At 71.7% G+C, this 21,992-nt stretch carries 20 protein-coding genes and 1 tRNA gene; 15 read left to right on the top strand and 6 right to left on the bottom strand.

Annotated elements, in window-relative coordinates:
- Positions 1–19 precede the first annotated feature (19 nt).
- Entirely contained in the window at positions 20–616 is a 597-nt protein-coding gene (locus ACIRQP_RS12705; RefSeq protein ID WP_403887653.1) for a histidine phosphatase family protein, read from the bottom strand.
- Between the two features lie 229 nt (positions 617–845).
- Between ACIRQP_RS12705 and ACIRQP_RS12700 the strand changes: the two genes are divergently transcribed.
- The 7 genes from ACIRQP_RS12700 to ACIRQP_RS12670 all read left to right on the top strand — a co-directional run bounded on the left by ACIRQP_RS12700 (position 846) and on the right by ACIRQP_RS12670 (position 7,635).
- A complete protein-coding gene (locus ACIRQP_RS12700) occupies positions 846–1,844 on the top strand; it encodes a phosphatase PAP2 family protein (protein ID WP_403887919.1) in 999 nt (332 codons plus the stop codon).
- Entirely contained in the window at positions 1,762–3,042 is a 1,281-nt protein-coding gene (locus ACIRQP_RS12695) for a hypothetical protein (protein ID WP_403887650.1), read from the top strand. The genes ACIRQP_RS12700 and ACIRQP_RS12695 overlap by 83 nt, the downstream gene beginning before the upstream one ends.
- A complete protein-coding gene (locus ACIRQP_RS12690; protein WP_403887647.1) occupies positions 3,033–4,688 on the top strand; it encodes a hypothetical protein in 1,656 nt (551 codons plus the stop codon). Before ACIRQP_RS12695 ends, ACIRQP_RS12690 begins: the two co-directional genes overlap by 10 nt.
- A gap of 41 nt (positions 4,689–4,729) precedes the next feature.
- On the top strand, positions 4,730–6,118 hold the full coding sequence (locus tag ACIRQP_RS12685; RefSeq protein ID WP_403887916.1) for an AAA domain-containing protein: 1,389 nt from the start codon (positions 4,730–4,732) through the stop codon (positions 6,116–6,118).
- A gap of 116 nt (positions 6,119–6,234) precedes the next feature.
- Entirely contained in the window at positions 6,235–6,582 is a 348-nt protein-coding gene (locus ACIRQP_RS12680) for a hypothetical protein (RefSeq protein ID WP_403887644.1), read from the top strand.
- Between the two features lie 147 nt (positions 6,583–6,729).
- Entirely contained in the window at positions 6,730–7,476 is a 747-nt protein-coding gene (locus tag ACIRQP_RS12675) for a bifunctional DNA primase/polymerase (RefSeq protein WP_403887641.1), read from the top strand.
- An 85-nt stretch (positions 7,477–7,561) separates the two neighbouring features.
- Positions 7,562–7,635: transfer RNA gene (locus ACIRQP_RS12670), tRNA-Lys, on the top strand.
- A 62-nt stretch (positions 7,636–7,697) separates the two neighbouring features.
- Here the strand turns inward: ACIRQP_RS12670 and ACIRQP_RS12665 are convergent.
- Positions 7,698–8,978: a M6 family metalloprotease domain-containing protein gene (locus ACIRQP_RS12665; protein WP_403887638.1), complete on the bottom strand. Its 1,281-nt coding sequence runs from the start codon at positions 8,976–8,978 to the stop codon at positions 7,698–7,700.
- A 340-nt stretch (positions 8,979–9,318) separates the two neighbouring features.
- Between ACIRQP_RS12665 and ACIRQP_RS12660 the strand changes: the two genes are divergently transcribed.
- Together ACIRQP_RS12660 and ACIRQP_RS12655 are read left to right on the top strand one after the other, a co-directional pair.
- Complete coding sequence (locus ACIRQP_RS12660) at positions 9,319–11,208, top strand: putative bifunctional diguanylate cyclase/phosphodiesterase (RefSeq protein WP_403887635.1); 1,890 nt, start codon at positions 9,319–9,321, stop codon at positions 11,206–11,208.
- Between the two features lie 304 nt (positions 11,209–11,512).
- The gene (locus ACIRQP_RS12655) at positions 11,513–12,787 is read left to right on the top strand and encodes a methyltransferase domain-containing protein (RefSeq protein ID WP_403887632.1); all 1,275 of its coding nucleotides are present in this window, start codon (positions 11,513–11,515) and stop codon (positions 12,785–12,787) included.
- Positions 12,788–12,826: 39 nt separating this feature from the next.
- On the opposite strand, the gene ACIRQP_RS12650 is transcribed toward ACIRQP_RS12655, so the two are convergent.
- The 3 genes from ACIRQP_RS12650 to ACIRQP_RS12640 form a co-directional block, all read right to left on the bottom strand.
- Positions 12,827–13,909 (bottom strand): LLM class flavin-dependent oxidoreductase, encoded by a 1,083-nt coding sequence (locus ACIRQP_RS12650; protein ID WP_403887629.1) that lies wholly within the window; start codon positions 13,907–13,909, stop codon positions 12,827–12,829.
- A 105-nt stretch (positions 13,910–14,014) separates the two neighbouring features.
- Complete coding sequence (locus ACIRQP_RS12645) at positions 14,015–14,755, bottom strand: decarboxylase (protein ID WP_403887626.1); 741 nt, start codon at positions 14,753–14,755, stop codon at positions 14,015–14,017.
- On the bottom strand, positions 14,752–15,654 hold the full coding sequence (locus ACIRQP_RS12640; RefSeq protein WP_403887623.1) for a decarboxylase: 903 nt from the start codon (positions 15,652–15,654) through the stop codon (positions 14,752–14,754). Before ACIRQP_RS12640 ends, ACIRQP_RS12645 begins: the two co-directional genes overlap by 4 nt.
- A 222-nt stretch (positions 15,655–15,876) precedes the next feature.
- Between ACIRQP_RS12640 and ACIRQP_RS12635 the strand changes: the two genes are divergently transcribed.
- On the top strand, positions 15,877–16,827 hold the full coding sequence (locus ACIRQP_RS12635) for a D-2-hydroxyacid dehydrogenase (protein ID WP_403887620.1): 951 nt from the start codon (positions 15,877–15,879) through the stop codon (positions 16,825–16,827).
- The gene (locus ACIRQP_RS12630) at positions 16,820–18,301 is read left to right on the top strand and encodes an amidase (protein WP_403887617.1); all 1,482 of its coding nucleotides are present in this window, start codon (positions 16,820–16,822) and stop codon (positions 18,299–18,301) included. The genes ACIRQP_RS12635 and ACIRQP_RS12630 overlap by 8 nt, the downstream gene beginning before the upstream one ends.
- Here the strand turns inward: ACIRQP_RS12630 and ACIRQP_RS12625 are convergent.
- Complete coding sequence (locus tag ACIRQP_RS12625) at positions 18,282–18,779, bottom strand: DUF3830 family protein (RefSeq protein WP_403887614.1); 498 nt, start codon at positions 18,777–18,779, stop codon at positions 18,282–18,284. The two genes, ACIRQP_RS12630 and ACIRQP_RS12625, sit on opposite strands and share 20 nt — an antisense overlap.
- Positions 18,780–18,898: 119 nt before the next feature.
- On the opposite strand from ACIRQP_RS12625, the gene ehuB reads away from it, so the two are divergent.
- Genes ehuB through ehuA form a run of 4 tightly spaced genes read left to right on the top strand, consistent with a single transcriptional unit; the run spans position 18,899 to position 21,930 of the window.
- Complete coding sequence (gene ehuB, locus ACIRQP_RS12620; RefSeq protein WP_403887611.1) at positions 18,899–19,831, top strand: ectoine/hydroxyectoine ABC transporter substrate-binding protein EhuB; 933 nt, start codon at positions 18,899–18,901, stop codon at positions 19,829–19,831.
- Complete coding sequence (ehuC, locus tag ACIRQP_RS12615) at positions 19,828–20,502, top strand: ectoine/hydroxyectoine ABC transporter permease subunit EhuC (RefSeq protein WP_403887608.1); 675 nt, start codon at positions 19,828–19,830, stop codon at positions 20,500–20,502. Before ehuB ends, ehuC begins: the two co-directional genes overlap by 4 nt.
- Positions 20,499–21,152, top strand: a complete 654-nt coding sequence (gene ehuD, locus ACIRQP_RS12610) for an ectoine/hydroxyectoine ABC transporter permease subunit EhuD (protein ID WP_403887605.1) — start codon at positions 20,499–20,501, stop codon at positions 21,150–21,152. The genes ehuC and ehuD overlap by 4 nt, the downstream gene beginning before the upstream one ends.
- Positions 21,142–21,930, top strand: coding sequence for an ectoine/hydroxyectoine ABC transporter ATP-binding protein EhuA (gene ehuA / locus ACIRQP_RS12605; protein WP_403887602.1), 789 nt, complete (start codon positions 21,142–21,144; stop codon positions 21,928–21,930). The genes ehuD and ehuA overlap by 11 nt, the downstream gene beginning before the upstream one ends.
- The last annotated feature ends 62 nt before the right edge of the window (positions 21,931–21,992 follow it).

Raw genomic sequence — 21,992 nt, 5'->3', positions numbered from 1 at the left:
CCAGGCCCGGAGCCCCGAATCAGGGCGTCAGATGCGCCGTGTCGTTCCAGACCTGGATCGCCGGCAGGTCGTACGCCCAGCTCAGCACCGACACCGACGTCGGGTCGAGCCGGATGCGCGCCGCGAACGAGATGTCCTCGCCCAGCCAGCGCGCGCCGATCGCGCGCAGGATGTGGCCATGGCCGAAGACCAGGACGTCACGGTCCGCCGTGCGCGCCCAGGAGACGACCTCGTCGGCGCGGGCGGAGACCTGCTCCAGGGTCTCGCCGTCCGGGACTCCGTCGCGCCAGATGAACCAGTCGGGCCGGTCCGCCTTTATCTGTGCCGGGGTCATGCCCTCGTACGCGCCGTAGTCGAACTCCATCAGCGCGTCCCACTCCTCGGCCCGGTCGCCGAAGCCGGCGAGCGCGCAGGTCTCGGCGGCGCGCGCCAGCGGGCTGGTGCGGATCGCCACGCCGGGCAGCCCCGACCAGGGCGCCTGATGGAGCCGTTCGCCCAGCAGCTTGGCGCCGCGCCGGCCCTCGTCGAGCAGCGGGATGTCCGTCCTGCCCGTGTGTTGGCCGGACAGCGACCAGGCCGTCTGACCGTGCCGGGCGAGCAGGATGCGCGGTGCCATGAAGGTGCTCCCTGAGGTTCACAACTGGTGCCGTTCCATCATCGCGTACCTGAACGGAGGGAGACCTCCAGGGGCAACCTCCCGGAAGATCCCCGCGTCCCTCTCTCCGTCGAGGTGATGTTGTCGAACATTTTTCCGGAGATACACCCGATCGAAGGACTCAACGACCTGCACCGTACGGTTGAACGTCGGCCGACAGCCGCATGAAAATATGATGGAGATCGCCCGGATGCCGTACAGCGCCAGCGCGCCGCAGAGCCCTGGGACGACACGCCCCGGCCCCCGGCCCCGCTGGTGGACCGAGCTGACGCTGCTCGTCCTGGTCTACACGGCGTACTCACTGGGCCGGCTGCTCGCCCGGGGCGATGTGTCGACCGCGGTCGACCACGGACTGGCGATCCTCCGGGTGGAGAAAGCGCTTCTCCTCAACGCCGAGCACCCGCTCAACCGGCTCTTCACCAGCACCCCGGCCCTCGGCATACCCGCCGACTTCGCCTACGCCTCACTGCACTACCTGGTCACCCCGGCCGTCCTCGTCTGGCTCTTCCGCCGCCGCCCCGCCCGGTACCGGGCCGCCCGTACCTGGCTGATGCTCTCCACCGTCCTCGGCCTGGCCGGCTTCACCCTTCTGCCCACCTGCCCGCCCCGGCTGCTGGAGAGCGGACACGGCTTCGTCGACACCATGGCGCAGTACAGCTCGTACGGCTGGTGGGGCGACGAGGCGAGCGCGCCGCGCGGTCTCGGCGGGATGACCAACCAGTACGCGGCGATGCCGAGCCTGCATGTCGGGTGGGCCGTGTGGTGCGGGGTGCTGCTGTGGCGGCACGCCCGTACCCCGCTGATGAAGTGGGTCGGCGCCGGCTATCCGCTGCTCGTCACCGTGGTGGTGATGGGGACCGCGAACCACTACTTCCTCGACGCGGTCGCGGGCGCGGCGGTGATGGGTCTCGGGGCGCTGCTGACCCGGCCGGCGCTGCGCGCGGCCGAGCGACTGCGGGTCGCGGCGAGGGCACGCTTCGGGCGGTCGCCGACGCGGGCCGGTGCGTCCCCCGCCGATTCGTCACCCCGTACGTCGTCCCGTACGTCAACCCGTACATGGCCCCGTGAAGGCCCGGTTGTCAGCGGCGGATGCGAGACTTCCGCGGGTGAGCGATTCCCTGGGCAGCGGACCCGCACCAGCACCACCGGCACCACCTCCGCAGACGACACTCCGGCGACGGCTCGCTGAGCTGCGCGGCCCCGCCGTCGCGCCGCATCCGCTCGACGCCCGCGCGCTGGCGGCCCTCGCGGCCAACCCCGGCTGCCGGCGGCGCGCCCTGCTGGACGGGGCCGGGGTCGACAAGGCGGCGCTCGCGTCGGCGCTCGGCTCGCCCGCCCCGTTCGGCCAGTCGCAGTTCGCGTTCATGCGCGGCAACGCCTTCGAGGCCAAGGTCAAGGCCGACGGCGGTACGGAGCTGATGCGGCTGCTGTCCGAACGGCTCGGCGGCCAGTCACCTCCGCCCGCCCCCGATGAGGTCCTCGTCCCCGATCTGTCGGCGGCCGGTCCCGAGGGGCGTACGGCCCGTACGGCGCTGGCCCTGCGCGAGGCCACGGAGGCGCGGGCGTGGGCGCTGCTCGACCATCCGCTGCTGGCCCTTGAGGTGGCGGGCTCCCCCGCGTATCTGGAGCCGGACGCGGTGGTGGTGCGTCCTGACGGCCGATGGACGGTCGTGGAGATCAAGTCCTTCCCGATGATCGACGGTTCGGCGGACGCGGCGAAGGTGGGCGCGGCGGCGCGGCAGGCCGCGGTGTATGTACTGGCGCTGGAGCGGGTCGCCCTCCACACGGCGGGCGCGGAGGTGGCGGACCGCGTCCTGCTGGTCTGCCCCAAGGACTTCTCCAATCTGCCGGCCGCGTCGGTCGTGGACGTACGCAAGCAACTGTCGGTGACGCGCCGTCAGCTGGCCAGGCTGACCCGGATCGAGGACATCGCGGCCGGGCTGCCCGAGGGCACCACCTTCGATCCGGACCACTGCTCGGGCGAGGAGCTGACGGCCGCGGTCGAATCGGTCCCGGCGGCCTACGCGCCCGAATGCCTGTCGGCGTGCGAACTGGCCTTCCACTGCCGCCACCGGGCCCGCGCGGAGGGCGCGGTGGAGGCGCTGGGCCGTGGCGTACGGGGCGAGCTGGGCGGTCTGACCACGGTCGGCGCGGTGCTGGCCGCGGCGCACGGCGGGGCGGGCGACCCGGCGGACCCGACGGTCATCGCGCTGCGCAGGGCGGCCGCGCTGCGGGCGGAGGCGCTGCGGGCGGAGGCGCTGCGGGCGGAGGCGCTGCGGGCGGAGGCGCTGGCGACAGCCGGGGCTTCCCGGGCGGCGGCCGACGGCGGGGACGACGGAGCCGGGCCGGCTGTCGGGGCCGCGAATGAGGCGGTCACATGTCGCTGATCAGTACGCTCGCGCGGCTGGAGGCCATGGAGAGCGGACGTGCCCGGCCGCTGGCCACCGTCCGGCACCGCAGGATCTCGGACGAGCCGCTGGTGCTCGTACCGCTCACCACGGCGGGCGAGGCCGGTGCGCCGCTCGGCGCGCTGGTCGGGACGGACCGGGACGCGCCGCGGCTGCTGACCGTCGCGCAGCCTCGCGACCGTGATCTGCGGTTCGCGTTCCTCGGCGAGCTGGCCGAGGCCGTACTGCCGTATCTCGACGCGTACGCCGATGTGATCGAGCCCGCCGAGCGCAGCGAGACGGACCCGGAGACGGGCAAGCGGGTCAAGGTCGAGGCCGAGCTGTGCGTGGACGCGCCGCAGTTGATCGTGCCGAGCCGGCCGGGCATCGACTTCGTACGGCTGCTGGGGCGGTCGATGCGGTTCCGGCGCACGGCCGAGGACGACCCGGACACGCCGTATCCCGCGCCGCCGCGCGTGCCGTTGCTCGGCCGCTGGCTGACGCACTACGGCGAGCGCGCCCGGGTCCCGGGGTCCTCGCTGCTGCTCGCGGCGACGGATCTGCTGAACCGTCACTGGGCGACCGGGCAGTCCAGCCTGGAGGACCAGCATCTCGGCGCGCTGCTCGCCTGGATCGATCCGCCCGAGGGCGCCTCGGGCGCCGAGGCGGCGCTCCGGGCCGAGCTGGACCGGGACCGCGGCGGACAGTTGCGCTGCCCCCCGGCGGGGCCCGCCACCGACCCGGCGTTCGACAACAGGCTGCTGGCACCCGCCATCGAGGGGTACGACCGGGCGCGCCAGGAGCTCGCGGCGGCCGAGGACGGGCCCGGCGCGGAGGAGCAGCTGACCCGGCTGACCACGGCGGAGCGGGAGATCCGCGAACTGCTCGCGCGTGTCATGCGGCCGACCTGGGACGCGGTGTGGCGCGGTCTCGACCTGGTGCGCGCGCTGCCGGAGGGGGAGCGCGTCGCCGATCGCTGGACGCGCGACCGCTGGTCGTTCACCGGCCATCGCGACCGGGTGCGCGCCGGGGAGCCGCCGCAGCCGCGGCGGGACGACGCGGTGACGGCGGCGCGGAAGCTCGCCTCGCGGGAGACCGCGCAGGGGCAGCTGGAGGCCCAGGAGGCGCTGGACGATCCGCTGGTGTTCGCGGGGCGCAGACTGTCGGGCGAGGCGTTCCTGAGCGAGGTGACGGAGGTGGTGATGGCGTACAGCGAGAGCAAACGGCCGAGCCCGCGCCCGCTGGTCACCGTCCGCACCGACGACCGGCCGCATCTGGAGGCGGGTACGAAGGTGTTCCGCTCGCTGGACGGCAAGCCCCAGTCGGCGGAGTTCGTACAGTCGTCAACGGACGGCGCGGACGGGACCGACGGCGCCGACGGCGTGCTGGTGCTGCGGCTGACGGACCGTATGGGCCGCGGCAAGGAGCCCGCTCCCGGTTCCGTGCCGGAGAAGGGCGACCGGATCGCCTGGACGCTCTTCGAGCACGACCAGCGAGGCGGCCCGAAACTGCCGGACCAGGAGGAGACCCCGTGGACCCACGGCGGGCCTCCGGGCGCGGAGGACGCGCCCCCGGCCCGAGCCCAGGACGAGGCCGGGCCCCGGGCCGAGGCTCCGGACCCGGTCACCGAGGAGGACTTCCTGTGACGGACACCGCCGCATCGGCTCCCGCCGCATCGGGTCCGGCCATGTCAGGTCCCGCTACGTCGGGTCCCGCCGCATCCGACACCGCCACCTCCACCGGCCGGGCGGCCTTCGATCCGGGCGCCGCCGCCGCGCGTGCCACCGACGCGATCCTGCGCGACACGCTGCACGGCACCCACCGCGGCGTGGTCGTCGACTCACCGCCCGGCGCGGGCAAGTCGACGCTCGTCGTACGGGCCGCCCGCGAACTGGCCGCCGCCGGGCGACCGTTGATGGTCGTCGCGCAGACCAACGCGCAGGTGGACGACCTGGTCGCGCGGCTCGCCGAGAAGGATCCCGAGCTGCCGGTCGGCCGGCTGCACAGCAATGACCCCGACCCGTACGACAAGGCCCTGGACGCGCTGCCGAATGTCCGCAAGTCCGCGAAGGCGGCGGATCTGGCGGGGCTCGACGTGGTGATCTCGACGGCGGCGAAGTGGGCGCATGTGCAGGGCGTCGAGCCGTGGCGGCACGCCATCGTGGACGAGGCGTACCAGATGCGTTCGGACGCGCTGCTCGCCGTCGCCGGGCTCTTCGAACGCGCGCTGTTCGTCGGTGACCCCGGCCAGCTCGACCCGTTCAGCGTGGTGGGCGCCGACCAGTGGGCGGGGCTGTCGTACGACCCGTCCGCGAGCGCGGTCTCCACGCTCCTCGCGCACAACCCCGAGCTGCCCCAGCACCGGCTGCCCGTGTCATGGCGGCTGCCCGCGTCCGCGGCGCCGCTCGTGTCGGACGCGTTCTATCCGTACACGCCGTTCCGCAGCGGTACGGGCCACGGCGACCGGGCGCTCGCGTTCGGGGTGCCGTCCGACGGCTCGGGTCCCGACCGGGTGCTCGACGAGGCGGCCGAGTCCGGCTGGGGCCTCCTGGAGCTGCCCGCCCGGCGTACGCCCCGTACCGACCCGGAGGCGGTACGGGCCGTGGCGCTGGTCGTGCGCAGGATGCTGGACCGCGGCGGCGCGGCCACCAGCGAGCGCTCCCCCGATCCGGTGCCGGTGACGGCCGACCGGATCGCGGTCGGCACCGCCCACCGCGACCAGGCGGCGGCGGTCCGCGCGGCCCTCGCGGACCTGGGGGTGAGCGGGGTGGCGGTGGACACCGCGAACCGGCTCCAGGGCCGTGAGTTCGATGTCACGGTGGTGCTCCACCCGCTCTCCGGCCGGCCGGACGCCACCGCGTTCCATCTGGAGACGGGCCGGCTGTGCGTGCTCGCGTCCCGGCATCGGCACGCCTGTGTCGTGGTGTGCCGCGCGGGCGTGGCGGAGCTGCTGGACGAGCACCCCTCGACGGAGCCTGTGCGGCTGGGAGTGACGGTGAAGTTCCCGGACGGCTGGGAGGCGAACCACTCGGTCCTGGCCAAGCTCTCGGAGCATCGGGTGAGCTGGCAGCCCTGAGGACACCGGGTGAGCCGGCAGCCCTGAGAAAGGGCACCGTACGAGGCCCCCTTGCGCCGGGCGGGACAATGGACGGTGGCCGAAAGGCCCTACACGCACGAGCAGGAGGAGAACCGATGGCGGATCCCGAGCGGAGCGAGCGGCGGCTGCGGCCGGCACCGCTGCTCTTCGAGCCCTCGGAGGCGGTCGCCGACCCCGAGCACTTCTTCGACCTCGAATCCATCGACGACCCCGCCGACCTGCTGACCAGAGCGACGGAGCTGACTCTCGCGTTCCGGGCGGCGACCGACCGGGCCGTCGAGTTCCAGGCGATCGCCGCCGCGCAGCTCGCCGATCCCCGCCGCTTCGACCGGCTGACGACGGCGGACATCGCGCTGCGCGCGCAGTGGACCGAGGACTACGCGAAGAAGATGGTCGAGTTCGGCCGGGACCTGCTGAGCGGCGAGGGCCTGGCGAACCAGTGAGGCCAGGGGGGCGGTGGGGAACCGGCGGGCCCGGTGAGTCACCCGTGTGGCATATGCGACGCGCAGGTTACGCCTCCCGCGCCGCCCTGTCCCGTATTTCACGAACTCTCGGGAACGGGCTCGTTACTCCCGGTAGATCTGACTGTCATGAGCGCATGGCTACGAGATGAATCTCCGCTGAGTCCCGGTATGAGCGACGACGAACGCCGCACCGACGTCTTCGGCCTTCTCCGTGACGAGGGCCGGCATCACACCGCGCGGGTCACCCCGGCCGGCGCGGAGTGGCTCGCCTCCGCCGGACCGTACCCCCGCTCCACGCTCGCCCTCTGGGCCGCCCGTCCGACCTCTCCGGCGGTGCTGCCCTGCGGCTCCGTCTTCGATGTGGTGAACGCCCCCGCGATCTTCGGCCGGCGCATGCTGGACCGGCTGTGGGCGGACGGCCCCGGCTCCGGGCCGGTCGCCACGTACCGCGGCCGTACGCTCCTCTTCGCCGCGCCGGGCACCGCCCAGCGGCTGCCGTCCCTGCTCTCCTGGGAGGAGTGGGGCGGCTCGGGCACCGGCGGGCGGGAGACGGCCCCGCCGCCCCTGCTCTGCCACGGCACCGGCGACGCGGTGACCGTACCGCCGCTGTCGCCGGGCCCCGCGTCGGGGCCGCGCTGGATGGTCGCCCCCGACACCCGCCACCCCTGGCTGCCGGGGCCCGATGTGCTGCTCTGGGCCTGTGTACGGGCGGCCCGCGACCAGGCGGCGGCCGGGACGGGCTCCGTACCGCGCCCGCGGACGGCGCCGGAACCGTCGGTGGCGGCGGTGGCGGCGGTGGCGGTAGCAACAGCGGGGGCGGTGCGGGAAGCGTCGGCGGGAGCGGCCGCCCGGCTGCCCCGGTCACGCTCCTGACCATGGGAAACGCCTCCTGGAGGGGCCTGCGTATATCGATTTTTCTTCGCGCCGATCCGGGTGCTAAGGTCTACGACGTCAGCAGGCGCCGCTAGCTCAGTTGGTTAGAGCAGCTGACTCTTAATCAGCGGGTCCGGGGTTCGAGTCCCTGGCGGCGCACAGACATGAAGGAGCCCCTCGCGCAGGCGAGGGGCTCCTTCGTTTTCCGGCCTCTCAAGGCCCTAGCGAGTGACCTCCGGGGTGATCTTGACGGTCCAGGCCCCCGTGGGTGTACGGTCCGCCACCTCCACCCGCGTCCGCTCCTTCTCCACCGTGAAGGTCTCGCCGACCCCCAGCGGCGCGTCCGCCAGCGGCGGATAGACCGACCGGTCCCAGCAGCCCTCACCGTCCGGATGGGTGTCCACCACCTCGACCGGACCACCGCCCGACGCCGTCTCGCCGCGTACCCGGTAGATCAGCACCCCCTCGGTACAGGTGTGCAGATCATTTCCGGTCGCCGAGCGTGCCTCGATGGCCAGCGCGGAGTTGCGGCCGGTCCTGACGACCGCGAGCCGGGTCCCGGCGCTCCCGCCGGGGGTGGGCGCCGCCGCGACCGGCTCCAGGGTGAGCAGGCTCGTGCCCGTGGGCGGCACGCACCGTACCTGGCGCTGGTCCAGCCAGCCGAGCTTCCACTTGTGCCAGCCGAAGAGATCCGGCGCCATCCCGAACTGGCTTCCCATCACATCCCAGTCACCGACATAGGTGTCCCAGTCGCCCTTGCCGTCCGTGGGCCGGTGGTAGAGGTCCGCCAGATCGAAGACATGCCCGGTCTCGTGGGCCAGCACATTGCGGTCCGGCGGGTGCCGCTCGAAGACGGTGACGATACGCCGGATGTCCGTGCCGTCCGCCCGCATCGGCCGGTCGAAGTTGACCACTTTCGTGGCATCGGAGTCGACACCGGGCGCATCAGGATCGGCGACCAGGTACACGACGTCGTAGCGCGAGAAGTCGACCGCCGGATCGGCCGCGGCCAGCGCGTCCCGCAGATAGGCCGTGCGCCGGGCGGGCTCCCAGTCGCGCCGTATCCCGTAGTCCGTGGAGGAGTGCGGCATCGGGAACCACTGGAGCTGGGGGTGGGCGCGCAGCGCGAACTTCCCGTACGACGCCTCTTCGTAGAAGTGACTGGTGGCCGGGAAGTGGTCGGCCGCCAGGTCGGCCGGGTCGGCCAGCGGCGCCGAGTCGGGAAAGGAGAGAAAGATCATGACCGCGTCGAGCACGCGGTCCGGCCGCGGATAGGAGGCGTTCCAGGTGTCGAGGCCGAGGGAGTGATGGGCGGCGGTGCGCGGCAGGGCACAGGGCCCCTCGGGCGCCGAGGCCCCGGCGGGCCCGGCGATCAGCGATGTGGCGGCGAGCGCCACGAGGGAGGTCACGGCGGCCGCGGTCCTGCGCAGGCGGGGCCGTTCCACTCCCCCGGGTGGCTGCGGACGCTCCACATCGACCTCCGGCTCCGGATTGGGGGGCACCACTCCCACCCTGGGTCGGTTTGTACGACTATGCCCTGTTCCGCTGCACCACACGGGTGAGGGGGGGTTCCGCTGCGCCACGGTGAGGGGCTCGTGTTCACGGCGTCGACAACCCGACACCCTGGAACGTCACGGAAAGTCACAGGTGATCACGGCAGGCTTCTGCGGTGCCACAGACGTGCAGAAACGATCGCGCGGTGGCACGCCGGCGGGATTCCGCGGCCTCTTCGCCGTCCAGGAGCTGGAATGGCCGCCCGGCCTGCCTCTATGATCGGCACACTTTCCCTGGCCGACCGTCCCGACCACTCTGTACGACACGACTGCACCGCGGGAGCGAGCCGTGAGCGGAACCTCCGAAGGGCCGCGTCCAGCGGCGGTCGCGGCGGCCGGCATCCCACGGCCACCCGTCACGGAGCGTCATACCTTCGGCAGAACAGCCGCTGGGCCGCCGGACGGGCCTGACGCACAGGACTTCCGCGGCGCCTTCCGGGCCGCCGGATTCGCCATGGCCGTGATCGACCGGGAGGGCACGGTCGTCAGCGCCAACGACGCGCTCGCCGTGCTCCTCGACACCGGGCCCGCCGCGCTCACCGGCCAGGCCGCGGCCGATCTCGTCGACCTCGCCTCCGACAGCCGCACCTGGGACGCCTATCACGCGGTGCTGGAGCGCCGGCGCGCCCGCTTCCGCTGCACCCGCCGGCTGAAGCACCCCGACGGACGGACCCTCTGGGCCGAGGTCACCGTCGTCCCCGTACCGGAGGGCCGCGGCGCGCTGCTGTCGATCGCGGACATCAGCGACCGGCGCGAGCTCCAGGCGCGGCTGCGCCATCTCCAGATGCACGACCCGGTGACCCGGCTGCCCAACCGCACCCTGTTCTTCGAGCGGCTCGCCTCCGCGCTGGAGGCCTCGTCGCACGACGGCGTGGCGTACGGCGTGTCCCCGGCCTATCCGGACCGCCGGTCGTACGGCGATGGCAGAACAGGGCGGATCGGGCTGTGCTACCTCGATCTCGACGGCTTCAAGGCCGTCAACGACACGCTCGGCCACCGCACCGGCGACCGGCTGCTCGCCGCCGTGGCGACCCGGCTCACCGAATGCGCCGACCACGACGGCTACACCCGCAGCGGCGGCCATCTGGTCGCCCGGCTCGGCGGGGACGAGTTCGCGATCCTCGTCGAGGACTCCACCGGTACGGAACAACTCGCCGATCTGGCCCGCTCCGTACTCACCGCGCTCCAGCGCCCCTTCGAACTGGCCGGGCAGCGGCTCTCCGTCTCGGCGTCGATCGGGGTCGTGGAGCGGGCCGCGGAAGGCACCACCCCGACCGGGCTGATGCAGGCCGCCGACACCACGCTGTACTGGGCGAAGGCCGACGGCAAGGCCCGCTGGACCCTCTTCGACCCGGAGCGCAACGCCCACCGGATGACCCGGCAGGCGCTGACCTCGACGCTGCGGCCGGCCGTGGAGCGCGAGGAGTTCGTGCTCCAGTACCAGCCGCTGGTGGGGATGGCCGACGGGGTCGTGCGGGGAGTGGAGGCACTGGTCCGCTGGAACCACCCGCAGTTCGGGACTCTGGCGCCGAATCGGTTCATCGGGATCGCCGAGGAGGACGGCTCGATCGTGCAGCTCGGCCGCTGGGTGCTGCGTACGGCGTGCCGCCAGGCGAGACGGTGGCAGCTGGACCACCCGCAGACCCGGCCGCTCTTCGTCAGCGTCAATGTCGCCGTACGCCAGGTCTGGGACTCCGATCTGGTCGCGGACGTGGCGGAAATCCTCGCGGAGACCGGACTCGCGCCGCAATTGCTGCAACTGGAGCTGACGGAGTCGGCGGTGATGGGCTCGGCGGGCCGGCCCCTCCAGGCGCTCCAGGCGCTGAGCGACATGGGCGTACGGATCGCGATCGACGACTTCGGGACGGGGTACTCGAACCTCGCGTATCTCAGCAGGCTGCCCGTCTCGGTCCTCAAGCTGGACGGCTCGTTCGTCCGTGGTTTCCGCTACGACGAGGGCGTCCACCCGAGCCCGGCCGACGAGACGATCGTGGAGGCCCTGATCCAGCTCGCGCACCGGCTGGGGCTGACGGTCACCGCGGAGTGCGTGGAGACCTCGGGTCAGGCGGCGCGGCTCCAGCGGATCGGCTGTGACACGGGGCAGGGCTGGCTCTTCTCCCGTCCGGTGGCGCCGGAACGGATCGCGGAGATGGTCGCGATCGGCCCGAGGGGCGCCTGACACCCGTTCCCGACCGGGATGTGACGGCCGCTCACACCCTTACGTGGCGCCCGTACCCGAACGGATGGCCCCTTGGCTGGCGGGGACTCGCCATTCGTCCGGGCGGCCTTGCCGGTGATCCGTGCGCTGGGTGATCGTGGAAGGGCGTCCCGGCGTCTGTCCCGCTGGGACGCTGGACCACGACGGCGGAGACGGCGGGGGGCACCAGGCATGAGCTGGGGGACGGGCGAGACCGGCGGCGAGGGCAAGCACGCGGGGGACACGGCTCAGCCCAAGTCCGGTCCGGAGCACGGCAAGTGACGCGATGACGGATGCCGGGCCGGGCGCGTTCCGTACAGGCGCCGCCGAGCGGGCCGCCATGAGGGGCTTGCTCGACGGGCTGCGCGGTGCCCTGGCCGGGCCGCTCGCGCCGGAGTGGGAGCGTGCCTTCTGGGCGGTTCCGCGGCATCGCTTCCTGCCGGAGAGGGTCTGGGTCGATGACGATCTGACGGCCTGCACCCGCGGCGCGGCGCCGGACCACTGGCTCCGCGCCGCGTACACCAACGGTCCGGTGGTGACGAAGATCAATGACGGGATCAACGACGGAGGCGATGACGGGTGCGATGACGGAATCGACGAAGGAATCGACGACGGCCGGGATCCGGGCAACGGCGGGCGCCGGGTCTCGTCCTCGGCGTCGGCCCCGGCGATCGTCTTCCGTATGCTGCGCCTGCTGGCGGTGGAGGACGGTCACCGTGTGCTGGAGATCGGCACGGGTACCGGCTGGAACGCCGGGCTGCTGGCGCATCGGCTGGGCGGCGAGCGCGTGACCACCGTCGAGCTGGATCCCCGGCTCAGCGCGCAGGCCGCGCGCCGTCTGCGGAGGGCCGGTCTGGAGCCCCGGATCGTCACCGGGGACGGCGCGGCGGGGTACGCGCCCGGCGCCCCGTACGACCGGGTCGTCGCCACCTGTTCCGTACGGCGGGTGCCGCGTGCCTGGCTGGAGCAGACCCGGCCGGGCGGGGTGATCCTGACGCCCTGGGACTCGCCCTGGTTCCGCTTCGGGCTGCTGCGGCTCACCGTCCGGGACGACGGCAGCGCGTCCGGCCGGTTCTCCCCGCACTCCGCGTTCGTGCTCATCCGCGACCAGCGCACGGACCTGCGGATCTACCGCGATGTCGTGGAGGACGACCAGATGCCGGAGCGGTCCGCCACGGAGCTGTGCCCCTGGGCGGTGGCGGGTGACGACCCGGCCGCGCGGTTCGCCATCGGCCTGCGGCTCCCGGACATCTGGCGGGCCTGGCACGACAACCCGGATGTGCACGGCGTGGCGTCCCGGCTCTGGCTCGCCACCACGGACACCACGTCCTGGGCGGCCGTCGACTGGGACGGCCGGACGGACAAGCGGCTCACGGTCTGGCAGTACGGCCCCCGCCGGCTGTGGGACGAGGTCGAGGCGACGTACCGGTGGTGGCTCGGGGCCGGCAGTCCCGGTCCGGAGCGCTTCGGTCTGACCGTCACCCCCGACGGCCGGCAGACACCGTGGCTCCACACCCCGGCGGGGGTTCTCACGACCGTGGCGGACGGGCCGGGGCAGTGACTCTTGGCCGCCGATGGCCCTCGGCCCGCCCCGGGAGCGTCAGGCGGGCAGGCCGTACGCGTCCGCGATCAGCTCGTAGCTGCGCAGCCGCTCCTCGCCGCTGTGCGCGTGGGTCGTGATCATCAACTCGTCGGCGCCCGTGCGCTTCTGAAGGTCGTTGAGGCCGTCGCGGACCGCGTCCTGGGTGCCGTGCACGATATTGACGAGCCAGTTGTCCACGAACTCCTGCTCCATCGGGCTGAACCGGTACGCCTCGGCCTCTTCCGGCGTCGGGACGAGCCCCGGCCGGCCGGTGCGCAGCTGGACCATGGAGAGGGCGCCCGTCATCACCTGGCGGCGGGCCTCGCGCTCGCTGCCGGAGGCCAGGGCCGAGACGCCGATCAGCGCGTACGGGGCGTCGAGGACCTCGGAGGGGCGGAACGACTCGCGGTAGAGGTCGAGCGCCGGGACGGTGTTCTGCGCCGAGAAGTGGTGGGCGAAGGCGAAGGGCAGCCCCAGCACCCCGGCCAGCCGGGCGCTGAAGCCGGAGGAGCCGAGCAGCCAGATCGGCGGCCGGCCCGCGGGGCCCTGGACCGGGCCCGGTACCGCGTGGATACGGGAGTAGGGGTGGCCGTCGGGGAAGTCGTCGTCCAGGAACCGGGTCAGCTCGGCGAGCTGCTGCGGGAAGTCGTCGGCGCCCTCGTTCAGCCGGTCGGAGCGGCGCAGCGCCGCGGCCGTCGCCCCGTCGGTGCCGGGCGCGCGGCCCAGGCCCAGATCGACCCGGCCCGGTGCGAGCGCCTCCACCGTGCCGAACTGCTCGGCTATCACCAGCGGGGCGTGGTTGGGCAGCATCACACCGCCCGAGCCGAGCCGGATGCGCTCGGTGTGCGCGGCGAGATGGGCGAGGATCACGGCCGGGGAGGACGAGGCGACGCCCGGCATGGAGTGGTGCTCGGCGACCCAGTGCCGGTGGTATCCCCTGCGCTCGGCGAGCTTCGCGAGCGCGACGCTCGTCCGGAGCGACCGGGTGGCCGTGGAACCGCTGCCCACGGTGACCAGGTCCAGTACCGAGAGGGGTACGGGTGCGGTGCCGTGCACCGTGCCCCTGATGCCGTCCGTCGTGCCTCGGCTCGCGTCGTCCACCGGTCAGACCCTCCTGCGTATCGAATACGTACGAAGGGCGAGAACGGGAGGGTCTCTCCGTTTATTCCCGGACCGGGACCGGGAATATTCCCGTATTCCGCGCTGTCAGCGCCGGACCTCGGCCTCGTACTCCCGGCCTTCGAACAGCTTCCCCAGCCGGTGCCCCCACGCCCTGCGCCCCGCGAGCCGCAGCCCCTCCCAGACCGTCACCTGGTTCGCGGTGAGGACGGGCTTGCCGAGGGTCTCCTCCAGCTCCGGCAGATACGCGATCGTGTGCAGGGCCGTGTCCGGGATAAGGACGATCTCCGCGTCCGGATGGTCGCCCGCGCGGGCCAGTTCGAGGACCTGGTCCCGCTCCCAGCTGCCGACCTCGGCCGCCGTGATGATGCCGGAGGCCCGGTCCGAGACGACCTCGATCTTCGCCGCCTTGAGGAAAGCGGCGAAGTACGCGGTGACATCCGCCGGATAGGTGGCGGCCACGGCGACCCGTTTGGCGCCCAGCGCGTGTACGGCGTGGGCGAAGGCGAACGAGGTGCTCGACGCCGGCAGCCCCGCGGCGGCGGCCAGGGCGCGCGTCTGCTTGTGGGCGCCCTCCCACCCGTAGACGAAGCTGCCGCTGGTACAGGCCCAGACCACGGACTCGGCACCGGCGAGGCGCAGCTCCCCCACCCCCTCGGCAAGCCGTTCGTCCGCCCCCATCCGGAGCAGCGCGTCGACGCGGTGGGCATCCTCGCCGATATCGGTATGGACGACGGGCAGCCGGATGTCGCTGCCGAACATCATTTCGATGCGGGGATAGTCGTCCTCGGCCGAATGCCCGGGGTAGAGGAGTCCGACGGTGGTCATGTCCATCCTTCCGTATCTTCCGGCAGCGGCTCCGCCGGCAGGGCGGCCTGCCCCGGCGGGGCTACCCCGACCGGGCCGACCGGCCCGATCGGTGCGGCCGGTGAGACGGGCGCGATCGGCGGCAGTGGCTCCACCGGCGGCATGGCCGGCACCGCGTGCGTCGACGGCCGATCGAGCAGCAGCGCCTGGTACGGACCGACGGCCTGTGCGCCGAGCCTGCGCAGAGCCGCCCACATCGTCACCTGGTTGGCGGACAGGACGGGCATCCGCAGCTCCGCCTCCAGCTGTGGAATCGCGTCGTACGTCGGCAGATTCGTACAGCTGATGAAGAGCGCGTCGGCCGCCCCTACGACGGCCTGCCGCGCCATGTCCACGACCGAGCGGTACGGCACCTTCCAGATGTGCCGGGTCAGTCCCAGAAAAGCGCGACCCGTCACAGTTACCCCGACCTCGCCCAGATAGTCCTCCAGCGATTGGGTGACCGACTCCGTATAGGGCGTGACCAGCGCGATACGGCCGGCGCCCAGCTCCTCCAGCGCCTCGGCGAGAGCTCCGGAGGTGGTGAGCGAGGGCACCTCACCCGCGCGGTTCATCGCCTCGCACATGGCACGCTCGCCGGCCGCGCCGCCGACGAAACTGCCGGAGGTGCAGGCATAGGCGATGACCTCGGGCTCCGAGGCGCCGAGCGCCCTGACCGCCTCGCCCAGCGTCTCGTGCTCGCTGACCAGCCGGGCCAGGTCGAGGGAGACCTCGACCGGCACGTACGGCGTACGCGTCACGCGCAGGGAAATATCGTCGGGCACCCACCGCCACAGTTCACGGTCGAGTGCGAAATCAAAGGGAGCGACCACGCCGACACCACGCTGCGGCTCGGGACCCCCCAGAAAGGAGACTTCCATTGCACGCTCCCTTATCAGGCTCTTGTTGACGACGGTAGGAGCCAGATGCGAGCGTGGTCAATCCGCCCATCTCAGACGTTGCACGGAATTTTCCCGAGGGAAATCCCGAGGGAATCCGCCCGGCCCGATCATCGGCAGACTTCCGCCTGGTAGACGGCGGATTCCCGCCCGGCGGACGGCGGCCCCGCCGACGGTCCGGCCCCGGCAGAAGGGCTCCTCCTCATGCCAGCACCCACCCTCCTCGTTCTGGAGGCGGACCCTCCGCCACGGCTGGGCCGGCTCACCGGAAAGGCGCGGATCCGCTCCGTCGACGAAGCCGGCCTCGCGGCCGAACTCCCGCACGCGGACGCCCTGCTGGTCTGGGACTTCACCTCCGACGCGGTACGGGACGCCTGGCCGGGCGAGGGGCCGCGGCCCGGCTGGGTGCACACCGCGAGCGCCGGGGTGGACCAGCTGCTCTGCTCCGAGCTGGTCGCCTCCGACACGGTCGTGACCAATGCCCGGGGCATCTTCGAGGCGCCGATCGCCGAGTATGTGGCCGGGCTGGTGCTCGCCATGGCGAAGGATCTCCCCGGCACGCTGGAGCTCCAGCGCCGGCGTCGCTGGCGCCACCGCGAGGGCCTTCAGGTCGCGGGCAGCCGGGCGGTCGTGATCGGCGCGGGCCCGATCGGCCGGGCCGTGGCCGGGACGCTGCGGGCGCTGGGCGTGACGGTGGCCGTCACCGGCCGTACGGCGCGCCCCGGCGTGCACGCCGCCGACCAGCTGGACCGGCTGCTGATCCGGGCCGACTGGGTGATCTCCGCGGCCCCTCTCACGGACGCGACACGCGGGATGTTCGACGAACGGCTCTTCGGCCTGATGCAGCCCTCCGCCCGGTTCATCAACGTGGGGCGCGGTCAGCTCGTGGTGGAGGACGATCTCGTCGCGGCGGTGTCCAAGCGGTGGATCGCGGGCGCGGCGCTCGATGTCTTCACACAGGAACCGCTGGACGCGCGCAGCAGGCTCTGGGACGTCCCCGGCCTGATCATCTCCCCGCACATGAGCGGGGACACGGTCGGCTGGCGCGACCGGCTGGGCGAACAGTTCGTGGATCTTTATGAACTTTGGGCAGCCGGAAAGCCCCTGCCGAACGTGGTGGACAAGAAACGTGGGTACGTCCCCATGCATGACTGATGACACGAGCTACCCCACGCGCCTCACCGACCTCACCGCGCGGCAGCTCCTGGCCGGCTACGAGAGGGGCGACTTCTCGCCGCTCGACGCGACCCGCGCCGTACTGGACCGGATCGAGGTGGTGCAGCCGCTGGTCAACGCCTTCGTACGGGTGGACGCCGAGGCCGCGCTCGCGCAGGCGGAGGCGTCCACCGCCCGCTGGCGCGGGAGGGAGCCGCGGGGGCTGCTCGACGGGGTGCCGGTCTCGGTGAAGGACATCTTCCTCCAGCGCGGCAGCCCCACCCTGCGCGGCTCCCGGACCGTACGGGCCGAGGGCGCCTGGGACGAGGACGCGCCGGCGGTGGCACGGCTGCGGGCACACGGCGCGGTCCTCGTCGGCAAGACCACCACGCCGGAGTTCGGCTGGAAGGGCGTCACCGACTCCCCGCTGAACGGCGTGACCCGCAATCCGTACGATCCGTCCCGGACGTCGGGCGGGTCCAGCGGCGGCAGCGCGGCGGCCGTGGCGCTGGGCGCGGGCCCGCTCTCCATCGGTACGGACGGCGGCGGCTCGGTCCGTATCCCGGCCTCCTTCTGCGGGATCTTCGGGTTCAAGCCGACGTACGGCCGGGTGCCGCTCTATCCGTCCAGCCCGTTCGGCACGCTCGCGCACGCCGGGCCGATGACCCGGGACGTGGCGGACGCCGCGCTGCTGATGGATGTGATCAGCGGCTCCGACTGGCGGGACTGGTCACAGCTCGCCCCGGCGCCGAGCCTCTCCGCCGCGCTGATGGAGGGCTCTGCGGGCGCGGGGAGCGTGGGGGGCTCGGCGGGCGCGAGCGGCGTCAAGGGGCTGCGGATCGCCTACTCCGCCACCTTCGGCAATCAGGTCGCGGTGCGCCCGGAGGTGGCCTCGGCCGTACGGCGCGCGGTGGGCCGGCTCGCCGAGCTGGGGGCGTATATCGAGGAGGCCGATCCGGACATCACGGATCCGGTGGAGGCCTTCCACACCCTGTGGTTCAGCGGCGCGGCCCGGCTGGTGCAGCCGTTCGGCGCGGAGCAGCGCGAGCTGCTCGATCCGGGGCTGCGGGAGATCGTCGCGGCCGGTGAGCGCTACAGCGCGCTGGACTATCTGGCCGCGGTCGACGCGCGGATGGAGCTGGGCCGGCGGTTCGGCCGGTTCCACGAGTCGTACGACCTGCTGGTCACGCCGACGCTGCCGATCACCGCGTTCGAGGCGGGCCGGGAGACGCCGCGGGGCTCGGGCCAGCGGCGCTGGACGGGGTGGACGCCGTTCACGTACCCGTTCAATCTGACGCAGCAGCCCGCCGCGAGCGTGCCGTGCGGGGTGGACGGGGACGGGCTGCCGATCGGCGTGCAGCTGGTCGCCGCCCGGCACGCGGACGCGCTGGTGCTGCGCGCCGCGCACGCGCTGTACGAGTCGGGCGCGGCGACCGGCCTTCCCGCGCCGGTGCCTACTCGCGCCGGAAGCTGAGCGTCTCGCCGACGGCGCCCGCGCGCCACAGGTCCTGACAGGCCTCGGCCATCCGGTCGAGGCCGTCCACCACCGTTCCCCAGACGATGCCGGGGATCCAGCCCATGTCCCCGTTGATCAGGAGATTGTTGCGCTCGTAGAAGAGGGCCAGGTCCACGACGGTGCGCCGGCCGCGCACCGCCTTCTCGTCGTAGCCGTACGACGACGTGCCCAGCTCCGTGTCGGAGAAGGTGAAGTAGCACAGATCCCCGGGGATGGGGGTCACGGTCGGATTCTCCAGTGGTGGTTCCTCGGCGGCGAAGGCCGGAAACAGCGCGTAGATCTCATTGCGCGCGTACTTGGCGTGATACACGTCCGAGCCCAGCGGCAGCGCCTCCCACACCGCCGCGCAGGTGACCGGAGCCCGGTCGTCCAGGAGTTTCGCGGTGCAGCGCACCCCGCGCTTGTCGAGCGACACAGTCACAAATCGGTCGGCCATGTCCTCATGGTCCTCATCTGATCCACCGAGTCAAGGGCACCCGACCGGGCGCGGGACGGTCTCAAGATCGGCTCAAATCGATGTGCATAACCCGTATGGAGTCGGGTAGCCGCGCGCCCATGGCTTCACCACCAGAGCACGACAAGGAAAGAACCGCAAAACGGCACAAAGGCTTCCGATCGCCGGGGCCGCGGCCCCTGGGCCGCCGGTCCCTTCTGCTGGGCACGGCGGCGTTTGGCGCCGCGGGGGCACTCGGCGCCGCGGGTTGCAGCAGGATTCCGTCCGGTGACACGCTCGCCCGGCTGAAATCGCAGCGCACGGTCCGGCTCGGTATCGCGGGCGAGGCACCGTACGGATTCATCGACGACCAGGGCGATTTCACCGGTGAGGCGGTGGAGCTGGCGAAGGTGATCTTCAAGCGGCTCGGTATCGGCGCCGTGCAGCCCGTGGCCACCGATTTCTCCTCGCTGATTCCCGGCCTCAACTCGCAGCAGTTCGATGTCGTCTCGGCCGGGATGTACATCAACAAGGAGCGCTGCGCGCAGGTCATCTTCGCCGATCCCGAGTACCAGATGCTCGACTCGTTCATCGTGCGCAAGGGCAACCCCAAAGGGCTGCACTCGTATCAGGACGTGGTGCGGACCAAGGCGAAGATCGCCACCGGCACCGGCTACGCGGAAATCGACTACGCGATATCCGCCGGAGTCCCGGAGAAGGAGCTCGTCATCCTCCAGGACCCCGTCGCGGGGCTGAACGCGGTCGAGTCCGGCCGGGTCGACGTATTCGCCGGTACCGCCCTCACCGGCCGCGACGTGGTGAAGAAGAGCAGCAAGGCCGAGACCACGAAGCCGTTCGCGCCGATCGTGGACGGCGAGAAGAAGATCGACGGCGGCGGATTCGCCTTCCGCCCCACCGATTCCGAACTCCGGGACGCCTTCAATGTCGAGATCCACAAAATGAAGAAGAGCGGTGAGCTGTTCCGCATCCTCAAGCCGTTCGGCTTCACGGAAGCGGAGATGACCACCCTGACCGCAGAGGAGCTGTGCGCATGACAGCCGGCCTCTGGACCCACTGGGTGCTGCCCGGTATCTGGATCACGATTCAGCTCACCCTGTACAGCGCCGCGCTCGCCGCCGTCGTGGCCTTCGCCGTCGGTACGGCCCGTACGCACAGCTCGCGCTTCGTCCGCTTCCTCGCGGGCCTCTACACCGAGATCTTCCGCGGCACCTCGGCGCTGGTGCTGATGTTCTGGCTGTTCTTCGTCATGCCGAGCCTGTTCGGCTGGGCCCTGGTGCCGATGTGGGCCGCCGTGCTGGCGCTGGGGCTGTCGTACGGGGCGTACGGCGCCGAGGTCGTACGCGGCGCCCTGAACTCCGTGGCACCCGCGCAGCGCGAGGCCGGCATCGCCCTGAACTTCTCCCCCTGGCAGCGCATGCGGCTGATCCTGCTGCCCCAGGCGATCCCGGAGATGATCCCGCCGTTCAGCAACCTCCTGATCGAGTTGCTGAAGGGCACCGCGCTGGTCTCCCTGCTCGGCGTCGCCGATGTGTCGTTCGCCGCCTATCTGGTGCGGCTGGCCACCCAGGAGAGCGCGCAGATCTACTCGGTGACGCTGGTGATCTATTTCGTGCTCGCGTTCGTCCTCGCCCGTGGAATGCGGGCGCTTGAGCGCAAAACCAAGGCCGGAATCGGCATCACGGCGACACCGGGAGGTACCCGATGAACAATTGGGACTGGTCCGCCGTCGCGGACTTCATGCCACGTTTCTGGGACGGCCTGCTCCTCACCCTTCAGGTGCTGGTGCTCGGCTCACTGCTCTCCTTCACGCTCGGTCTGGTCTGGGCGATCGGATTCCGGGCGCCGACACGTTTCGTCCGGTGGCCGGTCAATGTCATCACCGAGTTCATCAGAAACACCCCGCTGCTCGTTCAGCTGTTTTTCTTCTTCTTCGTCCTGCCCGAGTGGGGCGTGCAGTTCTCCGGGCTGACCACCGGCACGATCGCGATCGGTCTGCACTATTCGACCTACACCGCGCAGGTCTACCGGGCCGGTATCGACGCGGTGCCGGCCGGGCAGTGGGAGGCGGCCACCGCGCTCAGCCTGCCCGTCGGCCGTACGTGGCTGGTGGTGATCCTGCCGCAGGCGATCCGGCGGATCGTGCCCGCGCTGGGCAATTACGTCATCTCGATGCTGAAGGACACGCCCCTGCTCGCCGGAATCAGCGTGCTGGAAATGCTCCAGCAGTCCCGGCTGGAGAGCGCGACCACCTTCCAGTACACCGAACCGCTGACCGTGGTCGGTGTCGCCTTCATTCTCATCGCCTACCCGGCTTCTCTTCTCATGCGAGCCCTGGAGCGTCGTCTTGTCCGCTGACACCACCCCCGAAATCACCGATCCCGACACCACCGGTCGGGCGGGCGAGCTGATCCGTTTCGACAATGTCACCAAGCGGTTCGGCAAGAACACCGTGCTGGACAATCTCTGTTTCTCCGTGCGGCCCGGAAAGCATGTGACCCTGATCGGCCCGTCCGGCTCCGGGAAGACGACGATCCTGCGGCTGCTGATGACCCTGGTGAAACCGGACGAAGGCGTCATCACCATCAATGGCGACAGACTTTTCCCCGCCGACAACAAGCATGTCCGTGAAGTACGCAAGAACATCGGCATGGTCTTCCAGCAGTTCAATCTCTTCCCCAACATGAACGTGCTGCGCAATGTCACCGAGGCCCCGGTCAAGGTGCTGGGGCTGAGCAAGGACGAGGCGGAGGAGCGCGGCCGTGAGCTGCTCGATCTGGTCGGCCTCGGCGACCGCTGCGAGGCGAAGCCGACCCAGCTCTCGGGCGGCCAGCAGCAGCGGGTGGCGATCGCCCGCGCGCTCGCGATGCGCCCGAAGATCCTGCTGCTCGACGAGGTCACCTCGGCCCTCGACCCCGAGCTGGTCGCGGGCGTACTCGATGTGCTCCGGGACATCGCCCGCACCACGGACATCACGATGCTCTGTGTGACCCACGAGATGAACTTCGCCAGGGACATCTCCGACGACGTCCTGATGTTCGACGCCGGCAAGGTCATCGAATCGGGGCCGCCGGAGAAGATCTTCTCCGAGCCGGAGCACGAACGTACGCGCGAGTTCCTCGGCGCGGTGCTCTGACCTCACATCTCCCTGGGCAAGTATTCCTCTGGCATATGCCAGAGCGATACGTCCCAGCCCAG

This window comes from Streptomyces sp. NPDC102274 (genome assembly GCF_044766385.1).
In the GTDB taxonomy this organism is placed as follows: Bacteria; Actinomycetota; Actinomycetes; order Streptomycetales; family Streptomycetaceae; genus Streptomyces.
Note: the sequence above shows the minus strand (reverse complement) of the source record. Positions and strands in the feature narration are given on the sequence as shown.